Origin of the sequence: Candidatus Leptofilum sp., from assembly GCF_965223285.1 — a bacterium.
Lineage (GTDB): Bacteria > Chloroflexota > Anaerolineae > Promineifilales > Promineifilaceae > Leptofilum.
Map to the genome: position 1 here is coordinate 4,680,390 of NZ_OZ244997.1, position 17,077 is coordinate 4,697,466.

Consider the following 17,077-nt stretch of genomic DNA (forward strand, 5'->3'; position numbering starts at 1 on the left):
AGCTAGCCGCCAAAAGACGAAATGATCAAATAGAGGATGCTGAACAACGCCACATAAGCGGCAAAGCCGTACAGCGTATGGTTTTTCACCCACGTTAGCAGCCAATGAATACAGGCATACCCAGAAACGGCCGCTGCCACAAACGAAACCACATACACGCTCCCAGAAAATTGGGCATCGACTGTAAAAATTTCCAGAATTGCCTGTAACCCCGCGCCCAAGATAGCCGGAATGCCTAACAAGAAGCTGAAGCGAGCGGCCGTCGGTCGGTCTAAGCCGCGTGACAAGCCGCCAACAATGGTGCTGCCGCTGCGCGAAACGCCAGGGAAGAGTGCCAATGCCTGGAACAAGCCAATAATTAGCGTGTCGGTCCAGGTCATGTCTGCTGTTGTTTTCTTGCCAGAGAGTGCGCGTTCCCCCAGCACCAGCAGCAAAGCCGTGAACAGCAAAAATCCAGCCGCAACGCGCGGGCTGCCAAACACATCTTCAAAAAAGCCAGCAAAAGGCAAGCCAATGAGTGCTACTGGTATAGAGCCAACCACAATGAGCCACCCTAGCTTGGCTTCCTTGCTGGCCAATGGCTGGTGCAAGGAAAGATCGCGCAGCACTGCCTTCACAATTTCCCACAAATCTTGCCGAAAGTAGATGAGCACCGCCAGCAGCGTGCCCGCATGAACCAGCCCAATCAGCGTGAGGTCTGGGCTGGTCATTTGGAAAATCTCTGGCAGCAGCACTAGGTGGCCAGAGCTAGAGATAGGCAAGAATTCTGTGGCTCCCTGAATAATTCCAATAATGATTGCTTCAATAATTGACATAAAAATCCGTTAATCGTAATGTTGCAAAAAATCTGCCCCGAATTGTGCCAGCGTACCCTGTCGAATAGCCTCTCGCATTTGCTGCATCAGGTTAATGAGAAAATGAAGGTTGTGAGTTGAGAGCAGCATGTGTCCCAAAATCTCGTTGGCCTTTACCAGATGGCGCAGGTAGGCGCGGCTAAAGTTTTGGCAACAGTAGCAGGCGCAATCATTAGCAATTGGCTGCGGATCGCGGCTGAACTGGGCGTTGCGCAAGTTTAACCGCCCACCCAGCACAAAGGCAGAGCCATGCCGTGCCAGTCGCGTAGGCAGCACGCAATCAAAAATGTCTAGGCCGCGCATAACGCCATTTACCAAATCCTCTGGGGCACCAACCCCCATGAGGTAGCGTGGCTTATTTTGGGGCAGGATGGGTTGCAGCACATCGAGGACGGCGTGCATTTGTGACTTGGTTTCGCCTACAGCCAAACCGCCAATAGCATATCCTGGTAAATCAAGATCGGTGACGAAACGGCCGCTTTCCTCCCGTAAATCTGCAAAAATACCGCCCTGCACAATGCCAAACAGTGCCTGATCATTTCTGGTTTTAGCCGCCAGGCAGCGTTCCAGCCACGGGTGCGTTCGCGCGAGCGATTTCTTGACATAATCGTAGTCGTCTGGCGGCGGACATTCATCAAAAGCCATGATGATGTCTGCCCCCAAATTCTCTTGAATAGCAATACTGCTTTCAGGCGTGAAGCGGTGGCGAGAGCCATCGTGGTGACTTTGGAAGGTAACCCCATCTGCATCAATTTTGCGGGTATCGCTCAGGCTAAACACCTGAAAACCACCGCTGTCGGTAAGAATGGGGCCATCCCACTGCATAAAGTTATGTAAACCGCCCAGCTCCTTCACTAGCTCGTCGCCGGGGCGCAGGTAGAGGTGGTAGGTGTTGCTCAAAATGAGGCTGGCGTTCAGTTGGTGCAGGTCAGACGGCCGTATCGCTTTCACGGTGGCCTGGGTTCCTACGGGGGCAAAGACGGGGGTTTCGATGATGCCGTGTGGGGTGTGAAAACGGCCGTTGCGGGCAGCTGTGCTGCCATCGATGGCTGTTACTTCAAACCTAAACTCAAATTTCATAGCGCCGCATTATATGTGAATCGTGTCACTATCACAAAAAGGAGGGGGGGCATTAACAAGTTGTCAGGCAACTGATTCACTCACGCAAAGACGCCAAGGCGCAAAAGGTAAAACCTAGCGTCTTGTTGCCTTCGCGTGAAATTCGCTGACATCTCTTTTATGCACCCAGTAGGGAGTTTGGAACCAATTGCCTATGCTGCCAGATTTATCTTCAACGCTTTGTGTTAAACTCATCGGTACGAGCAACTGATTTGCTATTTGCCAAAAAGGACAACTTCTTTTGTTGAGGTAATAAACCGCACAATGAGCATGATTCAATTTCCAGTTGCGTCTTTGAATGACAATTCCCAGGATGGCGAGATTTGGCAAGGTCTCAATGCGGCTTCGGTTGCCTTACAGCAGGCGGCACAGTCGGAAACGGCCGTTTACCAAGTCTTTAGCGAGCAGCTCGTAAAGCTGGGATTCCACGGCAGTGTAAATTTGCTTGATGAATCCGGCAAGGTGTTTCGTATTGCGCGGATGGTATTTTCTGAACCGCTGATGCGTTTGATCAGCCGTGCCGAAAAGATTATCAAAATAAGCTCAGAGGATTACACTTACCCTGTGGATGCTTCCCCCGCGGATGCGGTCGTGTTAGCCAAAGGGGATATTGTTTTTTTGTCAGATAACACCGAAAAGATGAAGCAAGTGCTGCCACCCATTGTTTTCCGCTATGCCTCCCCATTGATGAAACCATTCCTGAACATGCCAGCCGTATTGGCACCGATTTTTTTCAAAAAGGATGTGGTGGGCGTTTTGTACGTGGCAGGGGATAAGCTAAAAGTAGAAGATGTACCAGCTATTGCTGCCTTTGCTACCCATCTTTCGATTGCTCTTGAAAATGCACGGCTGTTCCAGGCAATGCAACAGGCAGAGGCACAATATCGCACATTGTTTGAATCGGCCAACGACGGCATCTTCCTGTTTGACCCAGAAACGAACTCCATTCTATCTGCAAATCCTAAAATGCAGACACTGTCAGGCTTTGCTGAGAGCGAGCTGAGGAATTTACGGCCGTCTCAACTTATCCCCCCGGAAATTTACCAGGCGTACGCAAACCAATTTGAAGTAGCGTTAAGAAAAGGACGGCACTTTTTTGAGGTTCCCTTTGTGGATCGGGCGGGAAAAATGCATCAGTGGCAAATTTCAACTACGCTCGTTGAAGTAGATGGCAAACCCATTCTCAACGGCGTGGTGCGTGATATTACCAAAGCAAAACAAGCTGAGGTTGCCCTACGCCAGCGCGAAGAACAGTTCCGGGTGTTGGCGGAAAATGTTCCTGGCACCATCTATTTAGTTAAAAATCAACGGAACTTTCCCTTGCTTTACATAAACGAGGGGGTTGAGGCTCTTACTGGCTTCCCAAAAGAAAAATTCATTCGCCAGGAAATTTTTTACAGCGACCTTATTCATCTTGAGGATCGAGAGAGTTCGGGTATCTTGCTAGATGGCATACACATTGGGCAAGGTGAAAGGTTCCAATTTGTGTATCGCATCCGACATCGCTCTGGCAATTGGCACTGGGTAGAGGACGTTGGGAGTGCTGTATATGATGAGCAAGGAAACGTCCTTTTCCTCGAAGGCATTATTAGTGATATTACAGAACGCGTTGAGTCTGATTTATTGCAAAACACACTGTATCGTATAGCCCAAGTAGCTAATACAGATATTTCATTGCGTGAATTGTATGCCTCCATTCACCAAACGTTAGCACACATTCTAGATGTGAGTAATTTTTATATCGCATTATATGATGAGGTTCATGACACAATAGATATACCTTATTTTGTGGATAAGTTTGATATTCGGTCTGGAAAATACCAAGCTGGCACTGGATTAACAGAGTTGGTGATTCACTCAAACCGCTCGCAGTTATTAACCAAACAACAAATTGAAGAGCAAATAACACAGGGTAACATTGTTCTACGGGGGGCGATGCCCCAAGTATGGCTGGGTGTACCATTGCGCACTTATGATAAGGCCGTTGGGGCATTGGTTGTGCAAAGTTACGAAAAATCCACGGCCTATACTGAGCAAGATCAGCAATTTTTGATCTTTGTTTCTGAGCAGATTGCCCATGCGATTGAGCGGAAACAGTTAGAGGAGCGACAGCATATATTGTCGGTTGAGTTAAAGCAGCAAACGCGTCTGCTGCAAGCGATTTTGGCAGCAACCCCGGACAATTTTTTGGTCTTCGATCTGGACGGCCGTTTCATGTTCATTAGCAACGCGATTCTGGAGTATCTTCAAGTGGACGTCGATTTTGTGGTGGGTAAAACGTGGCAAGAGCTGAATCTACCCCGGAAATTTGGCGAATTGAGCGATCAGGATCGTGCGGCCGTTTTGCAAACAGGTCAGGCAGTTTCCCGTGAATTTATCTATCCGATGCCCGATGGCGACCGCGAGATAGAGTTTGTCACCAATCCGGTTTTGGGGCCAGATGGCGAAACAACTGCCTTTGTTACTACGTCCAGAGATGTGACGGAGCGGAAGCAGACGATGCGGGCGATGTATCGCGCCCAAAAAATGGAAAGCCTGGGCGTTTTGGCTGGCGGCATTGCCCATGATTTTAACAATCTGCTGGTTGCCATGTTGGGGCAGGCGTCGCTGGCACAGGCTCGCTTGACAGAAACAGACCCTGCGTATACTCACGTGGGCAAGGCAGTGCAGGCGGCAGAGCAAGCCGCTGGTCTCACGCGCCAGCTCCTGGCATATTCCGGCGGCGGTCAATTTATGATTCAGACAGTGCTATTAAATGATCTCATTGGGGACAGTGCAGATTTGTTGAAAGTGGCATTACCCAAGCAAGTCCAACTACAGTTGAATTTGACTCCAGAGTTGCCGCAAATTGAAGGGGACGTCGCCCAGATTCAACAGGTGTTGATGAACTTGATCATCAATGCCGCTGAGGCTATTGGGGAGCAGGCGGGCACAATTTGGTTGGAAACGGCCGTTTGCCAAATTGGCCAGCAGGATCGACATTTTTGGCGGTATACAGATCATCCCCTGCCGACTCAACAATATGTTAAACTGTCTGTTCAAGATAGCGGTGAAGGCATGAATGAAGAGACACAGCCCAAAATTTTTGATCCCTTCTTTACCACAAAATTTACGGGGCGCGGCTTGGGTTTGGCTGCTGTGTTAGGCATCATCCGCGGCCATAAAGGTGGCCTGCACGTGAAAAGTTCACCAGGGCAAGGGACAACCTTTGAATTGCTGTTCCCAATCGCAGCAAATAGTGCTGAAATTTCAGTAGAGGAGCCAGAGAAAGTAGAGATGAACAGTAAAGGATTGATCTTGGTAATTGATGATGAGAAAGCCGTGCGGGAAGCAGTGACCGATATTTTGGAAATGGAAGAGATAGACGTGCTTACGGCCGCCAACGGCGATGAGGGAATCAAGCTATATAAAGCGCATTCAGACGAAATCAGTTTGATTTTGCTCGATTTATCTATGCCCGGCAAAAGTGGCCACGAAACATTTGAAGAATTAAGCGCGATTGATCCCCATGTCCGTATTTTGCTTTCTTCTGGCTACAGCGAAGATTTGGCCATCCGTGGCTTTGCTTCGCCGCCTCTGGTTGGATTTCTGCAAAAGCCATACCGTTTGGACACGTTTATAAATCGCTTGAGCAAATATTTGTAATCTATCACGGCCATGCAACTTTTTGACAACCCAAGCCGCTTTTGTTACGATCTTGCCCACAATTAAATAAAACGCTGGTGCGATTAAGTTTGCATCAGCAATTCTTATCTAGAGAGGTGGAGGGAACGGCCCGATGATACCTCAGCAACCATCTAACCAGTAAACAGTGAAACCAACAAAACTGATTACTGAGAAAAGACAGGTGCTAATTCCGGCAGAAGAATGTATCTTCTGGAAGATGAGATGTGGTGAGTGTAATTTCATAAGCCCCTTCTGTGACTTCCAGAAGGGGCTTTTTGTTTTGCCACAGAGGTCACAGAGATTTTGAGAGGAGCAGATGGAAAAATTAACCGATTTTCAGGAAGCACATTTACCCAATAGCACGACGGCCGTTCATGGGCACCTTTCCTCGCGCATACCAAAACCCAGCCACGCCCTCACCACACCCATCTGGCAAACAGCTACCTACACTTTTGAAAATACGGCCGATCTCATTGCCTACCAGGAAGGTAAGCTGTGGGGTGGCACCAACGGCCGCGTGGAGTATGCACGCTACGGCAACCCGACGGTGCAGGCCGTAGAGCAGCGGCTGGCACATCTAGAAGCGGGGAATTTGGCTGGCCAGTATGACGCGCTGCTCTTTCCAACGGGCATGACGGCCGTTACCCACATCCTGCTCTCAATGCTCCCTACCGGTAGCCACGTCATCTTCACTGACGACAGCTACCGCAAAACGCGCCAATTTTGCCACGCCTTCCTCAAGCGGCTGGGCATTGAAAGTAGCGAGGTGCCAATGGGTGACTACGAGGCGTTGGCAGCGGCCATCCGCCCCAACACCCGCATTATCCTTACCGAAAGCCCCACCAATCCTTACTTGCGCGTAGCCGATTTGGAGCGTGTGGTAGCGATTGCCAAGCAGCATAAGCGCATCAAAACGATTGTTGATGCCACTTTTGCTACGCCCGTGAACCAACGGCCGTTAACTCACGGCATCGATCTCGTCATTCACAGCGGCACCAAATATTTCAGCGGCCACAACGACGTGATGGCGGGCGTGGCCGTTGGCCAAGCGGGGCTGATTCACGCGCTGCGGCAAAGCCAGGGAATATTGGGTGGCGTGATTGATCCACATGCAGCCTACTTGCTGGAGCGCGGTCTAAAGACGCTGGCACTGCGTGTGCAGCAGCAAAATCGCTCGGCGCAGCAGGTGGCTGAATTTCTTGAGAGCCATCCAGCCATTGAGCGGGTCTGGTATCCAGGCTTGCCGTCTCACCCTGACCACGACGTTGCCTGCCGCCAGATGTGCGGATTTGGTGGCGTAGTGAGTTTTGAAGTGGCTGTGCCGCCCGGTGAGACGGCTCTCAATGCCGCTGCTCGCCTGGTGGATGCGGTAGAAATACCCTACATCGCCGCCAGCCTGGGCGGGGTAGAAAGCCTAATCGAGCAGCCTGCTATCATGTCTTATTTTGAACTGTCTACCGAAGAACGACGCACAATTGGCATTAAGGATAATTTGGTCAGATTTGCCATTGGCATTGAAGATACGGCCGATATACTGGCTGATTTGGAGCAGGCATTAGAAGGTCTGTAAGTCGGCAAGTGGCAAGTTCACCTGCGCACTTACAAACCTGCAAACTCGTAACTGGAGAAAAAGATGACACTTGTAATGAAATTTGGCGGAACGTCTGTAGGCAGCGCACAGGCCATGCGCGAAACGGCCGTTCTCATTAAAAATAGCCAGAAGCAGTGGGGCCAAACCGTCGCTATCGTCTCGGCAATGGGGTCTAAGCCGGTAAAGGTGACCGATTTGTTGCTGCAAGGGGCACACTCAGCCGCTAACGGGGACGGCGAAACGTACCAGCAGTTGGCCGATCAGCTGCGCCAAATACATTATGAAGCGATTGATGGCCTGCTGGCACCTGACGGGGAAAGGCAGCAAATTTTGGCAGAAAACGGCCGTTTCATTGACCGTTTTGCCGATTTATGTAAAGCTGTTTGCGTGTTGGGCGAACTGAGCCCACGCGCTCTGGACACAGTCGGCGGCATGGGCGAGCAGATGAGTGCCCGCATTTTGGCCGCCCACCTGCGCCAAAACGGTACGCCTGCCGAAGCAATTGACGCCACCGAACTCATCGTCACCGACAGTAACTTCCAAAATGCCACACCCCGGTTTGACCTGACAAAGCAGAAGACGGTGAGTCGCATACGGCCGTTGCTGGCCCAAGGCATCGTGCCCATCGTGACTGGCTTCATTGCGGCCAATGCGGATGGCATTACCACTACGCTGGGGCGGGGCGGTTCCGACTACACAGGTGCCATTCTCGGCGAAGCATTGGCTGCCGATGAGGTGTGGATTTGGACCGATGTGGATGGCGTCATGACGGCCGATCCGCGCTTGGTGCCTAATGCCCAATCTATTCCGCAGCTTAGCTACCGCGAGGTGTCTGAACTTGCCTTTTACGGGGCAAAGGTGCTGCATCCCAAAACGATGCGCCCCTGCGTGGAAAACGGCATCCCGCTGCGCATTAAAAACACGTTCAACCCAGAGCATCCAGGCACCGTCATTGTGCCAGACGCCCCCAACGGCAATGGGGGCATCAAGGCAGTCACGGCCATCAAAAACCTCAGCCTCATCACCGTAGAAGGCAAGGGTATGATGGGGATTCCCGGCATTGCTGCCCGCACTTTTGGCGCAGTTGCCCGCGACAATCAGAGTGTGCTGCTCATCAGCCAGGCGTCGTCTGAGCAATCCATCTGCTTTGCCGCGCCAGATGAGGCCACCAACAGCATCATTGCCAGTTTGGAAGCTGAGTTTAAGGTGGAGCTGGAGCGGAAAGATGTAGATCGCATTTGGGCGCATGAACCTGTTTCCATCGTCACGATTGTAGGGGCCGGGATGCGCGGGACGCCAGGTATTTCCGGTCGTATTTTTACGGCCCTCGGCGCAGAAAAAGTCAACGCCATCGCCATTGCCCAAGGTTCCTCAGAATGCAGCATCAGCGTAGTGGTGGATGATGCAGATACCGCAACGGCCGTTGCCCAAATCCACGACCTAATCTGATTGGCCACAGAGCGCACAGAGGAAAAAGAGAATTTCCTTCTCTATAACTCTCTGTGAACTCTGTGGCAAAAACTAAACCGCAGTTAACTTTTCCTTTAACCAACGCTTGAATTTGGGTGAACGGTTGTCAAACTTAATTGAATACGGCCGTTCATTTTCAAATGATCTCCCGCCATTGTTTATCCCCCACCTCCTCTGGCATACTCCTGCCTATCAGACCTGACACGGTTGGTCCCAGAGCAACGCTTCCCTGGTAAACCTATTAGGTCTAATCAACATTTTAGGAGAAGTTTTATGTTAACGAAAAAATCCAGACAATTTGTCTCGATGCTTTTGCTTTTATTGGTGGCATTGTCGCTAGTAGCCTGCGGTTCCGGCGGTGAGGAATCCGCCACAGAAAATGATGCCGCTACCGAAACACAGTCGGCTGGCGATCTGGTCATTTACTCTGGCCGCAGCGAGAGCCTGGTGCAACCCATCATTGATCAATTTGCGGCAGAGACGGGCATTAACGTAGAGGTGCGCTATGGTAGCACTTCTGAAATTGCGGGCGTGTTGCTGGAAGAGGGCGAAAATAGCCCAGCCGATCTGTTTTATGCCCAAGACCCTGGCGGGTTAGGAGCCATCGCCAATGCAGGCATGTTTGCCACTTTGCCAGAGGCAACGCTTGCCCAAGTGCCAGCCCGTTTTGTGCCAGCCGATAAGAATTGGGTAGGCATTTCTGGTCGGGCACGGGTAGTGGTTTACAATACGAATACTATCACCGACCCCGCTGATGAACTGCCAGCAGATATTTTTGACTTTGTGGATGCTGAGTGGAACGGCCGTATTGGTTGGGCACCCACCAATGGTTCCTTCCAGGCAATGGTGACCGCCATGCGCGCCACCTGGGGCGACGATAAAACCCGCGATTGGCTGCAGGGCATTCAGGCCAATAATCCCGTTGTTTACCCCAAAAATACACCAATCGTGGCAGGCGTTGCCGCTGAAGAAGTAGACGTTGGTTTTGTGAACCATTACTATCTGCACCGCTTTTTGGCTGAGGAAGGGGAAGGTTTTGCCGCACGAAATCACTTCTTGTCTGGTGGTGGGCCAGGGTCGCTCATCATGGTTTCTGGGGCGGGCATTCTAAATACTGCACCTAACGCCGCCAATGCCCAACGCTTCATCGACTTTTTACTCTCGGTGGAAGCACAGCAATATTTTGCAGACGAAACGTTTGAATACCCTGTGGTAGAAGGCGTAGCCATTGCTCCTGCCCTCGCCGCCTTTTCTGAGCTGGATGCGGTGGCTTTGAGCGTCTCCATGAATGATCTGGCCGATTTGGAAGGCACGCAGGACATGCTGCTGGAGCTGGGAATTATTGAGTAACGCCATAGCCGCGCTTTCTTAGCGGGCAATGAGAACACGGCGCAGAAAGAATCTGCGGCTACGAGGAACAAAAAACCGGATTTTGGGCGATGTTGCGGCTCAAAATCCGGTTCTTGCTTGAGGTGGAGATGGCGGGAATCGAACCCGCGTCCGAAAAATTCGGCCTCTAGACGTCTACAAGCTTAGTCGGTCTATTTAAAAGGTTTAGCTGATAGGCACCCCGACCAACTGGGTCAGCTAACAGCCCGCTGCTGACTCCCGAAAGAGTCGCTTAAGCATCTTTAGCAGCATCAAGAGGCAGCACGTTGGCATTGATGTCGCCTAACACTCACCCGGCCAACGAGCGAACGAGGTAGACGGAGCTTCCGTCTTTGGAAGCCGCACGCTAGGTTTTAGCTGGGATTAAGCAGCCAAAGGCATAGCGCTGTAGTTTGTGCGTGAATTTGCACTTATTGTTTGCTTCCAGTTTTACGAGGTGTAAAGCGTGCTCGGCTTGCAGTCCAGGACCAGCTTTCCCCGTCGAAGCCAGTCATCCCCAGACATGGAAAAGTATAGCAGAATGAGAAACGGCCGTCTATTTGAGGAACGTAAGTATGACAAGGTGAGCGGGTGACAAGGTGAAGGGGTGAACGGGCATGTGATAAATTTGAATACCCCTTTGCTACTGCTTCAAGTCTCTAAATGCAAATAAATTTTGACTATCACCGAAATAAACTACTAAAATATCGTCACTGACAGCCACATAAAATCCATGATTAGATACATCTTGAAGCGGGGCAGGTGAGAAAACCAGTTTTCTTAAAATCTCGCCGGTTTTGGCATCAGCAACCAGTAACTGTGCACCTTCCGTCAAAAAATAAGCAGTCCCATTTTCGACTGCAATGTTACTGGCTACATTCTCCTGTTTCCACAATATATTACCAGTGACTTGATCGATCGCCACGAGCTGACCCAAATCAGCACCAGTTCGAGCAAAAAAAACACCATCAACAAGAACAAGCGGTTGTATAATAATGTCTGATAGCTTTTGCTCCCAAATGACAGTATTGGTGTGCTTGTCAATGGCTTGAAGCTCAGCTCCAAAAATACGCTTCACTTCTACTTCATCAGACGAAAATAGTGTGAAGCCTTCGATTATAGCAAAAGTATTAATAACTTCGCCGGTTGCTGCGTCCAAAAGATGATAATTTCGCGAAGGACTTCCATGTATATTCAGAGATGAACCAATAACAGCAATCGTATCAATACTCTGTGCGCCAACAATGCGCGTTGTCCATATAGAATCACCAGTTTCAGCATCATAGGCAGTTATTTTACTGGCTCCAAATGCTGCAGTTCCATTATTTTTTCCACCTATATCTCCAACAAAAACCAGGTCGGTATCCGATGCCATCGTCGATAAATTGGGTCCCCAAAACCAACGGTTATCAAATGCGACCCAATCAACTTCGCCAGAGTGCAAATTGAATTTAATTAACGATGGCTTTTGGTTTATCTCAACACTGCCCACCATAAATACGCTTTCCTGGTTGGTGGCTAAAAATATATGACCTTCATTCTGGTCGTTATAAAATTCAGTGTAGACATTGGACTGCATCCAGAGCTGTTCAAATTCAGACTCGTTCTCAAACTCACGAGATGTCCAGCCACTTTCCGGCCGCTTTGGTCTATTAGGTTCTCGTATCAACATAGCCAAACCTATAATTACACTTAGGCAAAGAATAACAAAAAGGGCTAACTGAGAGAAAAACTCTACTTGTTTTTTCATCGTGAAATTCTTCTTTGTTCGGCTAACTAATCCAATCCAGAAAGCGATAGTAGTGGCCCAGCAGCGGGGCGAAGCGGGCGCGTTGACGGTAGTAAAAGTGGGTGACTGGCCGGATGACGACGAACGGGCTTGTACGTTTTTGGCCGGAGAGCAGCAACCCCGCCTCGCAGCCCAGGTAGGCGGAGAGCGCAACGCCTTGGCCACTGTAGCCGAGGGCAAAATGAACCCCGTTTAGCCGCCCGATGTGTGGCACCATGTCGAATGTTTGCCCCAGATTGCCACCCCACACATGAGCAAGCGGTACGTCGGTAAGCAGAGGAAAATGCTTAATCATTTGCTGACGCAGCCCGTCGGCACAGTCGAGCAAATCTAGTCCCAGTCGCCAATGACGATGCGTGCCAAACAGGAAACGGCCGTCTGGCGTTAATCTAAAATAGTGGGGTAGCCAGCGAGAATCCTGCGCAGACCAGCCGTCGGGGTTTAGCAATTGCTGCTGGGCTGCCGTGAGCGGCTCGGTAACGATAGCGACGCTGTTCATAGGGAAAACGAGACGCTGCACGGGGCGCACTAGCTTGCCGCTGTAGCCGTTGGTCGCCAGCAGCAGCTCCCGCGCTTGTACCGTCCCCTGGCTGGTGTGAATATTGAACCCTTGGGCGATTTTTTCTAGACGGGTAACGGCCGTTTTCTCACACAGCAAGCCCCCATGCCGCGCCACCGCCCCCGCCAGCCCGTACAGATATTTGGTGGGGTGCAGGCTGGCACTCCACGCGTTGACCATGCCGCCATGATACGTTTGGGAGCCAACGGCCGTTTCCGTTTCAGTTGGCGAGAGTAGCTGGACCGAGAAATCCATCTCTTTGTCGAGCCAGTCGGCCAGCGTTTTCATCGATGTATAGTGAGACGGTTTGATTGCCAACGTCAGATGGCCGCGCCGGGTGAAGTCGCAAGTAATCCCCTCGTCGGCCACAATTTCGCCAACCAGATCAACCGCTTCCAATGACGCTTGCCAAAGCTGCCGCCCCAACGCCTCACCGTGCAGATCAAACAAATTGGCTAAACTTTGCCGGAAGCCAGTCGTTACGATGCCTGCATGGCGTGAACTGGCTCCACTGCCGATGCGATCTTGTTCGAGAACGGCCGTTTCCACTCCGCTTTTTGCCAAAGTATATGCCGCTGCCAATCCAGTTAGACCACCACCGATCACCGCCACATCCACTCGCTGCGGCAAAACAGACATGGGCAGCGTGTTGGGGCGAGGGAAATCATCTTGCCAAAAGGGGATTGTTTTCATGGCTCACAGTTCACATGATGTTGGTATGAATGATGGCTCTATTTTGTAGGAGTGTAAGCCGCAGGTCAAGTAAGTGCTGGCATTAGAGCGAACAGTTAAACTGGGGAAAGGTTTTGGCTTTCAGGGAGCCAGAACTGGGATATGTGGTGAGCGGCTTGGTGGCTTCAACCGTAAAGAGCCACACTTTGCTGGAAACGGCCGTGCCCGCCAGCGGCTCATCAATGGCCACAGACCAGTCGGTGCAGTAAAAATCAGGGGGAGGTTGTGTTCGTTGTGTCATAATCAAAGATTACGCAGATTAAATCAATTTCAATCTGCGTAATCTTGTGAATCTTTGATAAAAAAGGCGTTCTTGTCGCTTATTCTTCCTCTTCCTCATGATGGCCAGCCGCCATCATGCGCCGGACAAAATCTTCTACCAGCAGCAATGCGCCGCCTGCATGCTTGATGGTGTTCAGCAGGGTCGTCATCGAATCCACTTCTTCTACCTGTTCGGTGACAAACCATTGCAGGAATTGGCTGCTAGCGTAATCCTTCTCGGCATCGGCAATGGAAACCAGATTGTTGATCTGGTTCGTTACCTTCACTTCTTGGTCCAGGGCAAACTGCACGGCATCGTTGGCACTTTCAAAGTCGTTCCGCATCTCAGGCAGGCCGGGGATGATTGGCTTGGCGCCAGCTTCCAGCATGAAATGGACAAACTTCATCGCGTGTTCCCGCTCTTCTTCCGCCTGACGGTAGAAAAATGCGGCCAGATCGGGCAACGTTTCTTCATCGAAGTAAACAGCGATGGCGACGTACTGGGCCGAAGCTGCAAATTCGCTTTGGATTTGGGCGTTCATCGCCTCAACAACTTTTGGTTTAATGATCATTTTGATCTCCTTTTTATAGTAGCTGATTGTTCGTTGCGAGTGGTTGGTGAGGGAATAAGCCACTAACCACCAGCCACTATTTTATTATACAAGCAACGCTGGCTTTGTTCAGCGACTTTTGTCGGGAACGACGTGATTTTTATGGAAGCAGGGTAGCGCGTGAGGGGCGGCGAACTGGACGGACACGGCCGTTCCTTCGGCCAAACTGTTTTCGTGCGGTTGCCAACTGTGGACGAGCGTGCCGTCATTCAGACGCACGCCATAAACGAAGGCGATGCCCACAAATTGCCGCGAGACGATACGGCCGTTTCCCTCATCATCTGGCAGCAATTGCAAATCATCGGGGCGGACGGCAACCTCAACGGCCGTGCCACTGGCTAATGGCAACATTTGCGGTAAGATGCCGATGGCGGTTTGCACACCGTGATCGGTCACCTCACCCGGTAAAAAGTCCGTCTGGCCTAAAAATTGAGCCACAAAGCGGGTGCGGGGCTGATGAAAAATAGCTTCCGGCGAGCCAACTTGCTCTAGCCGTCCGTCGTTCATCACCGCCACCTGATCCCCCATAAACAACGCCTCTTCCTGATCATGCGTCACGAATACGGCCGTAATGTTGCTCGCCTTAAGCAACCGCCGCACCTCCTGCCGCATCTCCACGCGCAGGGCCGCATCCAGGTTGGAGAAGGGTTCGTCCAGCAGCAAAACGACGGGCTGCGGGGCCAACGCCCGCGCCAATGCCACCCGCTGCTGCTGCCCACCAGAAAGCTGATGCGGCATCCGTTCCCCCAAGCCACCTAGCCCCACAAAATTGAGCATTTCTTCCACGCGCTGAGATTGCCCTCGCTTGAGACCAAAGCCCACGTTTTGGGCCAAGCTAAGGTGGGGGAAGATGGCGTAATCCTGAAACACAATGCCCACACGCCGCTTCTCTGGCGGGACGTGCTGGCTGCCGTCAGCTACAAGCTGGTTGTCGATTTCGATACGACCGTCATCCAGCGTTTCAAACCCGGCAATCAGGCGCAGGGTGGTGGTTTTGCCGCAGCCGCTCGGCCCCAACAGCACCAAAATCTCCCCCGGTGCAACGGACAGGCTCACATCCTGAACCACAGGCGAATTATCAAACGATTTGTGGAGATTGCGACAGGTGACGGTGGACATGGGGAAAATGGTTAATTGCTAATGGTAAATGGCTAATTGTTAATGATGCTGGAGAAAATTTACCGTTAACCATTTACAATTTACCATTAATTATTCTTAAAGGTCATCCAGGCGAGGGGGATGGAGGAGAGCAGGAGCAGCAGCAATGTGGGGGCGGCGGCACGGGCGAAGAACGCTTCGCCGATGTTGGCCCAAATCTCGGCCGACAGGGTGTTGAAGCCGAGCGGACTCAAGATGAGCGTGGCGGGTAGCTCTTTCATGCAGGTGAGGAAAACTAACGCCGCCCCGGCCAGCATCCCTGGCTTAACAAGAGGCAAGGTGATGCGATGGAAAATGGTGGACGGCCGTTTGCCCAAACTTTGGGCTGCTTCTTCCAGGCTGGACGACAGTTGCAGCAGCGAGCTGCGCTGCGCCCCAACCGCCTGGGGAATGAACAAAATGACGTATGCAATGAGCAAAATCGGCAACGTTTGGTAGAGGGAAGGAGCGTAGTTGGTGCCAAAAAAGACGTAGGCCAAGGCCACCACGATCCCTGGTAAGGCAAAACTGGCGTACGATAGCTGCTCAAACAGTCGGCTGAGACGCCCCGGACGGCGCACCACCAAAATGGCGATGGGCAGTGCCAGCAGCATCGCCAGCCCAGCCCCTAGCAGCGAGGCGGAGAGGGAATGCCAGGCCGGTTCTACCAGCGATAACAAGGAGTCTACATTGGTTTGGGTCATGCCTACGCTTTTGACCGCCCAATCTTGATTGAGACCACGCCAAAACCAGTAGGCCAACCCCAGCGCAGGCAAAATGAGTGACCAGAAGGCAAGCAAGCCCGTAAAGCCTAATCCAATCCAACGCCAATGCCCCAGCTTGACCGGTCTTTGGGCGCGGGCGACGCCAATTGAAACACGGGCGTAGCGGGCTTTGCCCCGGCTGCGCTGCTCCAGGTAGAGGATAACGGCCGTTACCACAACCAGCACCAGTGCCATCGCTGCCGCCATATCCAGCTTGTAGCCCAGGTAGCGATTGTAGATGATGCGGGTAAAGGTGGAATATTGCAGCATCGTCACGGCACCAAAGTCCCGCAAAGTGTAAAGCATGACCAGCAAGCCGCCAGCGGTGATAGACGGCCGTAAATAGGGAACCGTCACGTGCCAAAACGCCCGCCACGGCGACATGCCCAAACTGCGGGCGGCTTCCACCAGAGCGGGGTCCATCTTTTTGAGAGCACTGCGCACCGTGAGGAAGATGAAAGGATAGCTTACCAGCGTCAACACCATGAAGGCACCGGGGAAGCCGTAAAAATTGGGTAGCTGTTCAATGCCAAAGATCGGCTGCAACAATTGCTGTAGTAAACCTTTGGGAGTGAGAATCGAGGCAAAAAGGTAAGCCGCCACGTAGCTTGGTACCACCAGCGGCAGGGCGACAATCACTGCCCAAAACCGTTTGCCGGGTAAATCGGTACAGGTGGTGAGCCACGCTAGCGGCACGGCTATGAGGGCGGAAGCGGCCGTTACTGAGACGGCCAATCCAAGGGTATTGCCTAAAATTTCCAGAGTGCGGGCTTGAAAGAGGGTTTGCCACGCTTCTGCCCAGCCGGTGCCAACGCGCAGCAGTAAATAGGCGGGAACAAGTAAAATCAGGGCAGCAACCAGGCCAGCACTGCCAACCAGTAACCAATGGAACGGCGACCAGTTCTGCTGACCTAGCCAATCCAAATTTACATTTAGTTTGATTCTGGGCAGTGAGCGTGCATTTCCCTGCACATTGCCAAAATCAGTAACGCCCATTTTTGTTATCCTACAGTTTGGTTGGAAAGTTTTTGCCGAAAATCCGGCTACCCTCTCTGAAATTATGCAGGGATTGGGATTTGAAACAAGGGGAGGCGGTCAACTTTTTAATTAACGAACGATCAAGCCAAAAACGCGGTGCGTTAAGTCAAAAGTTAAC

General features: G+C 51.6%; 12 protein-coding genes, 1 other RNA gene and 1 riboswitch. Of the genes, 4 read left to right on the top strand and 9 right to left on the bottom strand.

Translation table 11 applies throughout. The annotated features are described in order from the left end of the window. Positions 1 to 2: 2 nt before the first annotated feature. Together ACOQPU_RS21005 and tgt are read right to left on the bottom strand one after the other, a co-directional pair. Complete coding sequence (locus ACOQPU_RS21005) at positions 3 to 815, bottom strand: undecaprenyl-diphosphate phosphatase (RefSeq protein ID WP_420641793.1); 813 nt, start codon at positions 813 to 815, stop codon at positions 3 to 5. A 9-nt stretch (positions 816 to 824) separates the two neighbouring features. Next, positions 825 to 1,934, bottom strand: coding sequence for a tRNA guanosine(34) transglycosylase Tgt (gene tgt, locus ACOQPU_RS21010; RefSeq protein WP_420641794.1), 1,110 nt, complete (start codon positions 1,932 to 1,934; stop codon positions 825 to 827). A 309-nt stretch (positions 1,935 to 2,243) separates the two neighbouring features. Here tgt and ACOQPU_RS21015 point away from each other — a divergent pair, with 309 nt between their 5' ends. The 4 genes from ACOQPU_RS21015 to ACOQPU_RS21030 all read left to right on the top strand — a co-directional run bounded on the left by ACOQPU_RS21015 (position 2,244) and on the right by ACOQPU_RS21030 (position 10,050). Then, entirely contained in the window at positions 2,244 to 5,618 is a 3,375-nt protein-coding gene (locus tag ACOQPU_RS21015; RefSeq protein ID WP_420641795.1) for a PAS domain S-box protein, read from the top strand. Positions 5,619 to 5,719: 101 nt separating this feature from the next. Then, positions 5,720 to 5,863, top strand: a riboswitch (SAM riboswitch). A gap of 92 nt (positions 5,864 to 5,955) precedes the next feature. Next, positions 5,956 to 7,209, top strand: a complete 1,254-nt coding sequence (locus ACOQPU_RS21020; RefSeq protein ID WP_420641796.1) for a trans-sulfuration enzyme family protein — start codon at positions 5,956 to 5,958, stop codon at positions 7,207 to 7,209. A 63-nt stretch (positions 7,210 to 7,272) separates the two neighbouring features. Then, a complete protein-coding gene (locus tag ACOQPU_RS21025; RefSeq protein ID WP_420641797.1) occupies positions 7,273 to 8,679 on the top strand; it encodes an aspartate kinase in 1,407 nt (468 codons plus the stop codon). 294 nt (positions 8,680 to 8,973) lie between these two features. Beyond that, positions 8,974 to 10,050: an iron ABC transporter substrate-binding protein gene (locus ACOQPU_RS21030; RefSeq protein ID WP_420641798.1), complete on the top strand. Its 1,077-nt coding sequence runs from the start codon at positions 8,974 to 8,976 to the stop codon at positions 10,048 to 10,050. 120 nt (positions 10,051 to 10,170) lie between these two features. On the opposite strand, the gene ssrA is transcribed toward ACOQPU_RS21030, so the two are convergent. From ssrA to ACOQPU_RS21065, 7 genes are all read right to left on the bottom strand, one after another. Next, positions 10,171 to 10,587: a transfer-messenger RNA gene (ssrA, locus tag ACOQPU_RS21035) on the bottom strand. 124 nt (positions 10,588 to 10,711) lie between these two features. Next, positions 10,712 to 11,818: a PQQ-binding-like beta-propeller repeat protein gene (locus ACOQPU_RS21040; protein WP_420641799.1), complete on the bottom strand. Its 1,107-nt coding sequence runs from the start codon at positions 11,816 to 11,818 to the stop codon at positions 10,712 to 10,714. Positions 11,819 to 11,840: 22 nt separating this feature from the next. Then, positions 11,841 to 13,109 carry an NAD(P)/FAD-dependent oxidoreductase gene (locus tag ACOQPU_RS21045; RefSeq protein ID WP_420641800.1) on the bottom strand — a complete coding sequence of 423 codons (1,269 nt, stop codon included), beginning with the start codon at positions 13,107 to 13,109 and terminating at the stop codon, positions 11,841 to 11,843. Positions 13,110 to 13,191: 82 nt separating this feature from the next. Then, complete coding sequence (locus tag ACOQPU_RS21050; protein WP_420641801.1) at positions 13,192 to 13,389, bottom strand: hypothetical protein; 198 nt, start codon at positions 13,387 to 13,389, stop codon at positions 13,192 to 13,194. A 79-nt stretch (positions 13,390 to 13,468) separates the two neighbouring features. Continuing rightward, positions 13,469 to 13,981 carry a ferritin gene (locus ACOQPU_RS21055; protein WP_420641802.1) on the bottom strand — a complete coding sequence of 171 codons (513 nt, stop codon included), beginning with the start codon at positions 13,979 to 13,981 and terminating at the stop codon, positions 13,469 to 13,471. Positions 13,982 to 14,089: 108 nt separating this feature from the next. Beyond that, entirely contained in the window at positions 14,090 to 15,139 is a 1,050-nt protein-coding gene (locus ACOQPU_RS21060; protein ID WP_420641803.1) for an ABC transporter ATP-binding protein, read from the bottom strand. 86 nt (positions 15,140 to 15,225) lie between these two features. Next, on the bottom strand, positions 15,226 to 16,917 hold the full coding sequence (locus ACOQPU_RS21065) for an ABC transporter permease (protein ID WP_420641804.1): 1,692 nt from the start codon (positions 16,915 to 16,917) through the stop codon (positions 15,226 to 15,228). Between the last annotated feature and the right edge of the window lie 160 nt (positions 16,918 to 17,077).

Bases quoted from the DNA above. Each gene is read 5' to 3' on its own strand.
- ACOQPU_RS21030 (WP_420641798.1), top strand. From the start codon at position 8,974: ATGTTAACGAAAAAATCCAGACAATTTGTCTCGATGCTTTTGCTTTTA.
- ACOQPU_RS21005 (WP_420641793.1), bottom strand. From the start codon at position 815: ATGTCAATTATTGAAGCAATCATTATTGGAATTATTCAGGGAGCCACA.
- ACOQPU_RS21020 (WP_420641796.1), top strand. From the start codon at position 5,956: ATGGAAAAATTAACCGATTTTCAGGAAGCACATTTACCCAATAGCACG.
- ACOQPU_RS21060 (WP_420641803.1), bottom strand. From the start codon at position 15,139: ATGTCCACCGTCACCTGTCGCAATCTCCACAAATCGTTTGATAATTCG.
- ACOQPU_RS21045 (WP_420641800.1), bottom strand. From the start codon at position 13,109: ATGAAAACAATCCCCTTTTGGCAAGATGATTTCCCTCGCCCCAACACG.
- ACOQPU_RS21055 (WP_420641802.1), bottom strand. From the start codon at position 13,981: ATGATCATTAAACCAAAAGTTGTTGAGGCGATGAACGCCCAAATCCAA.
- ACOQPU_RS21015 (WP_420641795.1), top strand. From the start codon at position 2,244: ATGATTCAATTTCCAGTTGCGTCTTTGAATGACAATTCCCAGGATGGC.
- ACOQPU_RS21065 (WP_420641804.1), bottom strand. From the start codon at position 16,917: ATGGGCGTTACTGATTTTGGCAATGTGCAGGGAAATGCACGCTCACTG.
- tgt (WP_420641794.1), bottom strand. From the start codon at position 1,934: ATGAAATTTGAGTTTAGGTTTGAAGTAACAGCCATCGATGGCAGCACA.
- ACOQPU_RS21040 (WP_420641799.1), bottom strand. From the start codon at position 11,818: ATGAAAAAACAAGTAGAGTTTTTCTCTCAGTTAGCCCTTTTTGTTATT.
- ACOQPU_RS21050 (WP_420641801.1), bottom strand. From the start codon at position 13,389: ATGACACAACGAACACAACCTCCCCCTGATTTTTACTGCACCGACTGG.
- ACOQPU_RS21025 (WP_420641797.1), top strand. From the start codon at position 7,273: ATGACACTTGTAATGAAATTTGGCGGAACGTCTGTAGGCAGCGCACAG.